Source organism: Plantactinospora solaniradicis (genome assembly GCF_042658085.1).
Taxonomy (GTDB): Bacteria; Actinomycetota; Actinomycetes; order Mycobacteriales; family Micromonosporaceae; genus Plantactinospora; species Plantactinospora solaniradicis.
The window spans coordinates 652,510-661,641 of the sequence record NZ_JBHSPR010000007.1 but is presented as its reverse complement, the minus strand read 5'-3'; the positions used below and the strand labels follow the sequence as shown (position 1 = coordinate 661,641).

Annotated in this window: 10 protein-coding genes; 6 read left to right on the top strand and 4 right to left on the bottom strand. The window is 71.7% G+C overall.

The features are described 5' to 3' along the window. Window positions 1-37: 37 nt before the first annotated feature. Together ACFP2T_RS08955 and ACFP2T_RS08950 are read right to left on the bottom strand one after the other, a co-directional pair. Window positions 38-877, bottom strand: a complete 840-nt coding sequence (locus ACFP2T_RS08955) for an alpha/beta hydrolase (protein WP_377419593.1) — start codon at window positions 875-877, stop codon at window positions 38-40. Beyond that, a complete protein-coding gene (locus ACFP2T_RS08950) occupies window positions 874-1,332 on the bottom strand; it encodes a sigma factor (protein WP_377419591.1) in 459 nt (152 codons plus the stop codon). The genes ACFP2T_RS08955 and ACFP2T_RS08950 overlap by 4 nt, the downstream gene beginning before the upstream one ends. A 361-nt stretch (window positions 1,333-1,693) precedes the next feature. Between ACFP2T_RS08950 and ACFP2T_RS08945 the strand changes: the two genes are divergently transcribed. The 6 genes from ACFP2T_RS08945 (at window position 1,694) to ACFP2T_RS08920 (ending at window position 7,749) form a co-directional block, all read left to right on the top strand. Beyond that, window positions 1,694-1,873, top strand: coding sequence for a hypothetical protein (locus ACFP2T_RS08945; RefSeq protein WP_377419589.1), 180 nt, complete (start codon window positions 1,694-1,696; stop codon window positions 1,871-1,873). An 87-nt stretch (window positions 1,874-1,960) separates the two neighbouring features. Next, window positions 1,961-2,662, top strand: coding sequence for an ANTAR domain-containing protein (locus ACFP2T_RS08940; protein WP_377419587.1), 702 nt, complete (start codon window positions 1,961-1,963; stop codon window positions 2,660-2,662). A gap of 158 nt (window positions 2,663-2,820) precedes the next feature. Next, window positions 2,821-3,825 carry a glycosyltransferase family 4 protein gene (locus ACFP2T_RS08935; RefSeq protein ID WP_377419585.1) on the top strand — a complete coding sequence of 335 codons (1,005 nt, stop codon included), beginning with the start codon at window positions 2,821-2,823 and terminating at the stop codon, window positions 3,823-3,825. 197 nt (window positions 3,826-4,022) lie between these two features. Further along, window positions 4,023-5,213 carry a glycosyltransferase gene (locus ACFP2T_RS08930; protein WP_377419583.1) on the top strand — a complete coding sequence of 397 codons (1,191 nt, stop codon included), beginning with the start codon at window positions 4,023-4,025 and terminating at the stop codon, window positions 5,211-5,213. Then, window positions 5,210-6,271, top strand: coding sequence for a glycosyltransferase (locus ACFP2T_RS08925; RefSeq protein ID WP_377419581.1), 1,062 nt, complete (start codon window positions 5,210-5,212; stop codon window positions 6,269-6,271). Before ACFP2T_RS08930 ends, ACFP2T_RS08925 begins: the two co-directional genes overlap by 4 nt. Next, complete coding sequence (locus ACFP2T_RS08920) at window positions 6,268-7,749, top strand: glycoside hydrolase family 130 protein (RefSeq protein WP_377419579.1); 1,482 nt, start codon at window positions 6,268-6,270, stop codon at window positions 7,747-7,749. Before ACFP2T_RS08925 ends, ACFP2T_RS08920 begins: the two co-directional genes overlap by 4 nt. 11 nt (window positions 7,750-7,760) lie before the next feature. On the opposite strand, the gene ACFP2T_RS08915 is transcribed toward ACFP2T_RS08920, so the two are convergent. Together ACFP2T_RS08915 and ACFP2T_RS08910 are read right to left on the bottom strand one after the other, a co-directional pair. Next, window positions 7,761-8,753, bottom strand: a complete 993-nt coding sequence (locus ACFP2T_RS08915; RefSeq protein ID WP_377419577.1) for a quinone oxidoreductase family protein — start codon at window positions 8,751-8,753, stop codon at window positions 7,761-7,763. Then, window positions 8,753-9,115, bottom strand: coding sequence for a hypothetical protein (locus tag ACFP2T_RS08910; RefSeq protein WP_377419575.1), 363 nt, complete (start codon window positions 9,113-9,115; stop codon window positions 8,753-8,755). Before ACFP2T_RS08910 ends, ACFP2T_RS08915 begins: the two co-directional genes overlap by 1 nt. Window positions 9,116-9,132 lie beyond the last annotated feature (17 nt).

The following is a 9,132-nucleotide window of genomic DNA, read 5'->3' as shown; positions in this document are numbered from 1 at the left end:
GCAATCGGGCGGCCAGGGCGTACCCGGGCTCCGATGGTCAGGCCGGTGTCGTCTCCAGGTGTGTCGTGTCGTGCTTGGTCGCCCATCCGAGGGCGTAGTCGGCCACGGCCTCCCACCCCGGCACTGCGATGGTGAGGTGCGGTCGGTGAGGGAACACCTTGTAGTCCGTGATCGCGGACGACCTGTCGTACCGCCGGTAGTTCTCCCGGTTGAGTGCCGGGGGAGCGGTGTGGTCGCTGCCACCGGCGATGATCAGCAGCGGCGCCCTCGTACCGTTTCGGAGATCGACCTTCGTGGCCGGGTGGGGTAGCAGGTTCGCGGTCGCGGCCTGCCACAGCGGGCGTCCGCTGCTCGGCACGTGGTAGCGGTGGTAGGCGGCCATCGACGCGGCCTCGTCGAGAGTGTTGGTGAACCCGTAGTGCCACTGCTTCGGGCTCAAGGTCACCGTCCGTCCCCGGTTGGCGGGGTTGCCCAGCACGGGGAACGCGGCACGCAGGCTGGAGACGGGCAGCCTGAACACCCCCTTCACCGGGGCCGGGGCGATCGCGACGCCGGCGTGGCCCAGCCCCCGGTCCAGCAGGATCTGCACGATCACACCGCCGAAGGAGTGCCCGATGAGGATCGGCGGCGTACGCATCCCGCGGATGATCTTCTCGTAGTGTTCGGCCACCTCCGCGACGCCCACCCCGTTCATGATCGACGGATCCGCCCGGAGGGCCTTGACCTCTCCATCCATGCCCGGCCAGGCGGGGGCGATCACCCGGTGGCCGGCCCTGGAGTACCGGTCGATCCAGTGCTCCCACGCCCGGGGGGTCAGCCACAGTCCATGGATGAGCACGATGGTGCTCCTACCGTCGGGGGAGTTGGCACTGTTCATGTCGGTACCTCTGTCTGATGTAGGTTGCGTGATCGACCCGTACCGGGTGGAAGTGCCGAACCCGGGTCGACGTAGGCATGGGGTGCCCGGAGCGTGGCCACCAGTGCACGACCGAGGTGTCCGTCGTGGCCGGTGCCGACGGTCGGCTGCCGGCGGCCGAGTTCGCGGAGGTGGTCGTCGGCGCGGCGGGCGGCGATGGCGGTGACCCAGCCGAGCACGTCGTCGTGCCGCCCGTGGGACACCGGCGCGAGCCGCCATACCTCGACGAAGACCGCACGGGTCACCGGTACGGCGCGCGCCGAACTGCCGAGGCTCTCGCGGACCTGGGCGAAGACGGGGCGGACGAGGTGGCGGTAGAGGCGGCCGAAGGCGGCCTCGTCCCGTTCGGCGATCCGCTTGACGAGATCGCTCAAGGATTCGGCGGCGGGCGGGACGTAGATCGGTGGGAGAGGCATCCGACGCTCCGGTGGTGTGCCTGTGGTCAGGGCACCGCCGGGGACTGGAGCGGCTGTGTCGCGCCATCACACTATGCCACCGGGTGACCCGGGAGCGAAGTCGCCGGATCTGACTATTTGCTGCAATGTGTACTTTTGGCCGATCCGGGGCACATCTCGGGAACTTTCTGGTCAGCTGGCACCGCCCGGCCGCCGCTGTGCGACCGGGCCAGGAGTAGGCTGACGAAACGGTTGCTCCGGACCCTGGCGACGTGCCTGACCGTCGATTGCCTGGAGGAGCTGTGAACAGCATCGGCTTGATCGACCTCCTTCGACGGCCGACTCCCGCTGCCGACGGACCGACGCCGTGACGCGGTGACCGGTGACCGGGTCGTTCGGGTCTGGGCCGAGGTGGGGCGACGGGAGCAGCGCCGAGGCGGCCTTCGCCCGACTTCACGCCTACGCCCACGACCGGCGACTCGGCGACGTCGCCCGTGACGTGGTGGAGCGGCGGCTGCGCTTCCGGCCCGATCCGCCAGGGGGCGACGATGACGGGCAATGACGCTCTGCCAGGTCGCCGTTCACCGCGCGCGAGGACCACCCGTTGGCACCCGCGTCGAGCACTATCGTGTGATGAGGGAGAACGGGCATGAGTGAGCGACAGCTGACCGAGGCGTTCGTCGAGCTGGCCGACACCCTCGTGGACGACTTCGACATGATGGACTTCCTGCACCAGGTGACGGTCCGGTGCGCCCAGGTGCTCGACGTCTCGGCCGCCGGGGTCCTGCTGACCGACCAGCGCGGCGTACTGCGGGTGGTGGCCGCCTCGACCGAACAGACGCGGCTGCTGGAACTGCTCCAGTTGCAGACCGACGAGGGTCCCTGTCCCGAGTGCTTCCACACCGGGCGGTCCATCGCGGTCGCCGACCTGTCCACCACCACCCGCCGCTGGCCCCGCTTCACCGCCGAGGCCCGGCGGGGCGGCTTCGCCTCCGTCCACGCCCTGCCGATGCGGCTGCGTACCGAGGTCATCGGTGCGCTCAACCTGTTCGGGGCCGAGCCCGGCGCGCTCGACGAGGGCACCATCCGACTGGGACAGGCCCTGGCCGACGTGGCGACCATCGGGCTTCTCCAGGCACGAGCCATCCGACACCGCGAAACACTCGCCGAACAGCTGCAGACCGCGCTCAACAGCCGGATCGTCATCGAACAGGCCAAGGGCGTCGTCGCCGAACGCCGCAAGATCGACGTAGATCAGTCGTTCATCCTGCTCCGCAGCGCCGCCCGTACCAGCAATCGTCGGCTCTCCGAGCTCGCCCGCGCCGTCGTCGAGGGATCGGCAGTCGTCTGACCCGCACCCAGCTGGTGCGAATCAGGCGCCGTACGGCGCGGGCGCGCCTGATTCGTACCCGAGAAAACGGAGACAATGGTCGACAACCGCAACATCTCCGCCCCCCGGCGCGGTCCCGGTCAACGCGTCACGGTCGGCCCCGCCGATCGGCCATCCGCGTGAGGGTGGCCCTGCTGGGACCGGTGGCCTGGCGCACGCCACCACACCACTACGGGCCGTGGGAGCAGGTCACCGGCCTGCTCGCCGACGGTCTGGCCGCCCAGGGTGTGGATGTGACGCTGTTCGCCACGCTCGACTCGGTCACCTCCGCCGCTCTCGACGGCGTGTGCGCGCACGGCTACGCCGACGATCCGGCCATGGACGGGCGGATCTGGGAGGCGATGCACGTCGGCCATGCGCTGGCCCGGTCCGCGGAGTTCGACATCGTGCACAACCATCTCGACTGGCTGCCGTTGGCCTTCGCCCAGCATTGCCGGGCCCCGCTGGTCACCACCATCCACGGCTTCTCCGGCGCGAAGATCCTGCCCGCGTACGAGACCGCCCGGTCGGCGTACGTCTCCATCTCCGATGCCGACCGGGTCGCCGGGCTCGATTATCTCGCCACGGTGTACCACGGGATCGACCTCGGTGGGCTGCCGTTCGCCCCCGATGGAGGGCCAGGGCTCGTCGCCTTCGGCCGGATCCATCCGGACAAGGGCACCCACACCGCCATCGAGATCGCGCGGCGGGCCGACCGGCCGCTGACCATCTGCGGGATCGTCCAGGACGAGCGGTACTTCACCGAAGAGGTCCTTCCGCACGTCGACGGCGAGCGGGTCGTCTTCCTCGGCCCGGTCGGCCCGGAACGCCGTGGCCGGATCCTCGGCGCCAGTGCGGCCCTGCTGCACCCGATCGCCTTCGCCGAGCCCTTCGGGCTGTCGGTGGTGGAGTCGATGGCGTGCGGAACGCCGGTGGTGGCGTACCGGCGCGGATCCATGTCGGAGGTCGTCGACGAGGGTGTGACGGGCTTCCTCGTGGAGACCGTCGAGCAGGCCACCGCGGCCGTCGGCCGGATCGCGACGATCGACCGGGCAGGTTGCCGGAACCGTGCCCGGGAGCGCTTCAACGCCGACCGTATGGTGGCCGACTACCTGCGCGTGTACCGCGAGGTCCTGCACCGGTAACCGATGCTGATACTGTCGAGCAGTCGATGGCTCTCCGAGGGTCCGGCGTAGGTTCCCGACCGGCCAGATCCCGCAGAGGCGGTGGCCTCGGTGAATCCGTTCCGCCCGCCACACACGCTGGTCGGGTGAGCGCCATAATCGCGTGAGGTCCGCCACCGCCCCGGGCGGCGGCGTCCGACGACCGGAAGGCGCGGCGAATGCCCCGCAGCTACGGTTTTCTCAGCACCCATCCACCGACCCAGTGCGGACTGGCCACCTTCAACTCGGCGCTGGCCGCGCACATCACCACCGACGGTGCGTCGGGCGGCGTCGTACGCGTCGTCGCCAGCGACGACCGCCACGCCGATCCGGCGGCCCCCGGCGATGGCCACGTAGGCGTTCGCGGAACGGTCGGGCCCGGTGTCGTGCACACCTGGTCGGCGCGGACAGTCGCCGGCTGGCGGGACGCGGCCGCGGCGCTCGACACCTTCGACGTCGCCGTCGTGCAACACGAGTACGGCATCTACCCCGGACCCGACGGTCAGGACGTCCTGCCGTTGCTGCGCCGGCTCACCGTGCCCAGCATCGTGGTTCTGCACACCGTGCTCGCCCATCCGACCGCCGGGCAGAAGGCGGTGCTGGAGCAACTCGTGGCCACGGCCAGCACGGTCGTCACGATGACCGACACCGCCCGCGACCGGCTGCTCGTCGGCTACACCGTGGACGCCGCCAAGGTCACCGTCATCCCGCACGGCGCGGCCGACCACGACGACACGCCCGCCGAACCGCGCCAGCGTCCCCATCTGCTCACCTGGGGACTACTCGGACCCGGCAAGGGGATCGAATGGGCGTTACGGGCCCTCGCCCGCCTCCGTGGGCTCAACCCGACTCCCACCTACACCGTCGCCGGCAGGACCCACCCGAAGGTGTTCGAGCAGCACGGTGAGGCGTACCGGATGGGCCTGCAACGCCTCGGTGCGATCCTCGGCGTCGCCGACGCCGTCGACTACCAGCCGATCTACCACGACGAGGTCGCCCTGGGCCGCCTGATCCGCTCCGCTGATGTCGTCGTCCTGCCCTACGACTCCCGCGAGCAGGTCACCTCCGGCGTCCTCATCGAGGCGGTCGCCGCCGGAGTCCCCGTCGTCGCGACGCCCTTCCCGCACGCCGTCGAGATGCTCACCGACGGTCCTGGTCTGCTCGTTCCCCACCAGGATCCGGCGGCGCTGGCCGCGGCCGTACGGCGGATCCTGACCGAACCCGGTCTTGCCGCGAGCCTCGCCGGCCGCACCCGGGCCCCGACGCTGCGCTGGCCGGCGGTGGCGGCACGCTACCGTGCGCTGGCCGAACGGCTCCACACCGCCGATCCGTACTCGGCGGCTCCGACCGTGGTGCCGGCGTCGGCGTGACCGGCTCCGTGTCGCGCGCCCTCGCCCTCACCGTCACCCCCGCCGCCGCGCCGGCCCTCGCGCCCGTCCCGAGTTTCACCCACCTGGCCCGGCTGACCGACGACACCGGCCTGTTCGAGCACGCCCGGCATGCCATCGCGCGTCGCGAACACGGCTACTGCACCGACGACGTCGCCCGTGGACTTGTCGTCACCTGCCGCGAACCCGATCCGTCCAGCAGGGTGCTGCGGCTCGCCGAGTGCTACCTGACCTTCCTCACCCACGCCCAGGACGACGGCGGCGCCTTCCACAACCGGCTCGGCCACGATCGACGCTGGACCGACGAGCCCGGCCTCGGCGACTGGTGGGGGCGGGCGCTCTGGGGGCTGGGCACGGCCGTAGCGCGCAGCCGCGCCTCCTGGATCCGTGACGAGGCGCTGGTCGCCTTCACCCTGGGTGCCGCCCGGCGATCGCCCGCGCCGCGCGCGATGGCCTTCGCCGGTCTCGGCGCGGCCGAGGTGCTGCGCCGGCAGCCGGACAACACCGCCGCGGCCGACCTACTGGCCGACGCCGCCACCGCCGTCGGGGCCCCGGCAGACGGCCCGGACTGGCCGTGGCCGCACCAGCGGCTGACCTACGCCAACGCGGCTCTCGCCGAGGTCGTCATCGCCGCCGGCCACCTGCGCGACGACGACCGACTGCTCGCCGACGGACTGCGGATGCTGGCCTGGCTGCGCGACATCCAGCTCGTCGATGGCGTGCTGTCGGTCATCCCGGCCGGCGGCTGGCAGCGCCACGCCCCGCGAACCCGTCACGACCAGCAGCCGATCGAGGTCGCCGCGCTCGCCGACGCGTGCGCCACCGCCGCCGTCGTCACGGGCGATCCCGCCTGGGGTGTCGGGGTACGCCAGGCTGCCGGCTGGTTTCTCGGCGACAACGACAGCGGCACGACGATGTGGGATCCCACGACCGGCGGCGGCTACGACGGCCTGACCCCGTCCGGCGCCAACCTCAACCAGGGCGCGGAATCGACCCTCGCCCTGATCTCCACGCTCCAGCACGCCCGGCGGTGGTCATGAGCGGATCGGACCTGGCCACCCGGCTGGACCTCAGTCTGACGCCCGATCCGCAGCGGGTCGTCGTCAAACTCTTCGTCCCGGGCGAGGACGCCGCCCTGGTACGCACCCGCGCCTCCGCGATCATCGAACGCATCGCGAACCTCGACGCCGACGAAGCCGGCGAGCTGCTCCGGCAGACCCTCGATCGGTTCGGCGGCCGGCACCACGACCTCGAAGCGACCTTTCGGCACCACTACGATCTGGTCCACCACCGGGTCACCCAGACCGACGAACTGTCACCCACGGTCCGCCTGCTCGTCGGCGCCTACTTCAGCCACGAGTACGCCGTGGAGGCCGCCGCCCTGTGCAACCCGTCCATGGTGCCGCACCCCGATCAGTCCGATCTGGGCCCCGGCCGGCTACGCGTCGCGGTCAGCCTGCGCCAGATCGGGGAGGGACACCTGTCCTCAATCGGCTTCGCCGCTGCGGAACTCGGACCCGACAACCACCTCAGCGTCGCCGACCGGTCCGGACCGCTGGACACCGGCCACCGGGCGAGCGCCTGGCACCGTCGGGACCTGCTCGCGGCGGGACTCGCCGAGGAGGGCTGGGACAACGAGGTCTCCGCCACCGTGCTGGGATCCCTGCCGGAGCGTTTCGACGACGACACCTTCGAACGGGCCCTGGGTGGCCTACCCGCCGACCTGCTCACCCGTACCACCACCGGGCGCACCCTCGAACAACTGCGTCGTACGACGGCCGCCAGCTACGCCGTGACCTTTCCGGCCGACGTTCCACTCCAGCAGAGGGTCCTGTGGCCGGCCACCGCCGCCGAGAGCAACGGCATGGAGGACGCCCGCTTCGTCAGGCTCACCGGCGACGGCGGCGACTCGGCCTACCTGGCGACCTACACCGCCTACGACGGCCGGCGGATCGCGGCCCGGATGCTCAGCAGCGACGACCTCCGCCACTTCCAGGTGTCCCCGATGCGCGGCCCGGCCGTCCGGAACAAGGGCCTCGCACTCTTTCCGCGCCCGGTGGGTGGCCAGCACCTCGCGCTGTGCCGTTCCGACGGCGAGACCATCGGCCTGACCATCCGGGACGACGACAACCGGTGGCAAACTCCAGTACCGCTGCACGCCCCGCATCGGGGCTGGGAACTGATCCAGGTCGGCAACTGCGGGTCACCCATCGAGACCGGAGCCGGTTGGCTCGTGCTCACCCACGGGGTCGGTCCGATGCGGCGCTACGCCATCGGCGCCCTCCTGCTCGACCTGCATCGGCCCGACCGCGTCATCGCCGAACTGCCCGGCGTGCTGCTTGCTCCCGACGACACCGAGCAGGACGGGTACGTGCCCAACGTCGTCTACTCGTGCGGCGGTCTGTTGCACGCCGGCACCCTGTGGCTGCCGTACGGAGTCAACGACACCCGGGTCCGATTCGCCTGCGTGCCCCTTGCCACGGTCCTGGCGGCGATGGACGACGTCCGCGCACGTTAGCTCCGGCGCGGCTACCCGTGGCCGGCCCCGTCGTCGCTCCCGTCGCCGGGAACGAGCACGATCCGCCGGGTCGCGGTGCCGTCGGCCTGCCGGGTCCAGGCGGCGGCCACCTCGGTCAGCGGCACGGACTCGTGTTCGACCACCAGCCGTCCGGCCCGGATGTGCCCGGCGATGAGGCCGATGGTGGCGGCCCGCTCCCCGGCGGTCAGTTCGTTGTTGGTGTAGCCCAGCACCCGCAGCGACCCGCTGCGCAGCGTGGCCGAGTCGAAGGGCGCCGTCTCGGCCGCCGAGCTGCCGAGGTTGACCAGCCGACCGCGCGGGCCGAGCGTCCGCAGGGCGGCAGCGGCCGGCACCCCGAACAACGGGTCGAGCACCAGGTCGACCGGGCCGTCGGCGGCGTCCCGGAACCGTCCGGCCAGGCTGTCGACGTCCTCGCCGTCGTGCAGGGCGACCACCGCGTCCGCGCCCAGGGCCCGGGCCCGGTCCTGGGCCCGGACCGAGCGGGCCCCGGCGATCACCCGGCGAGCGCCGCAGAGCCGGGCGATCTGCACGGCGGCCTGACCGACGACGCCGCCGGCACCCAGCACCAGCACCTGTTCGCCGGGGCACAACTCGCCCCGCCAGGTCAACGCCCGCCAGGCAGCCACCCCGGACAGTCCCAGTGCGGCGACGAGCCGGTGGTCGATGCCGTCGGGCAGCGGGACGACGTCGCCGGTGGGCACCACCACCCGCTCGGCCATGCTGCCGTCGCCGGGCCGCATGCCGGCGGCGGTGGGAAACCAGACCGCCGTGCCGTCGTCGAGGACGCCGACGCCCTGGACACCGGGGACGTACGGGACCGCCGGGGCGCCGAAGTACGACGTACCCGAGGCGCAGAGCACGTCGAGCGGGGTGATCGGGGCGGCCGTGACCGTGACGGCCGCCCCGCCGACTCCGGCCGTCGGACCGGGCCGGTGCACGAGGCTTGGCGGTCGGCCACACTCGGTGATGACAGCGGCGCGCATCAGGTGGCGATGTCCGGGTAGGGCAGGTCGAAGTGGGCCAGCCGCACCGCGTACTGCTTCTGGAAGCCGAGCGGCTCGGTGTGGTCCCGCTCGAACATCGCGATGAAGAGGGTCAGGGTGAGGAACGGATGCGCGCCGAGGGAGAAGAGCGCGACGTAGTCGTGGTTGGCCAGCGCCTCCCGCTCGGCGTCGGTGAAGCGCAGCCAGGTGCTCGCCTCGCCGGTGTGGCAGTTGAGCACCGCGTTGGCGCGTTCCGCCTCCCACCAGGCGACGGTGCCGCGCGGGTCGTCCCGGTACCGTTCGACCAGTTCGGCGTCGCGGTCGACGGTGTAGAGGAACTTGTTCAGCAGGTACTTGCTCATGCCGTCTCCTCGCTTCG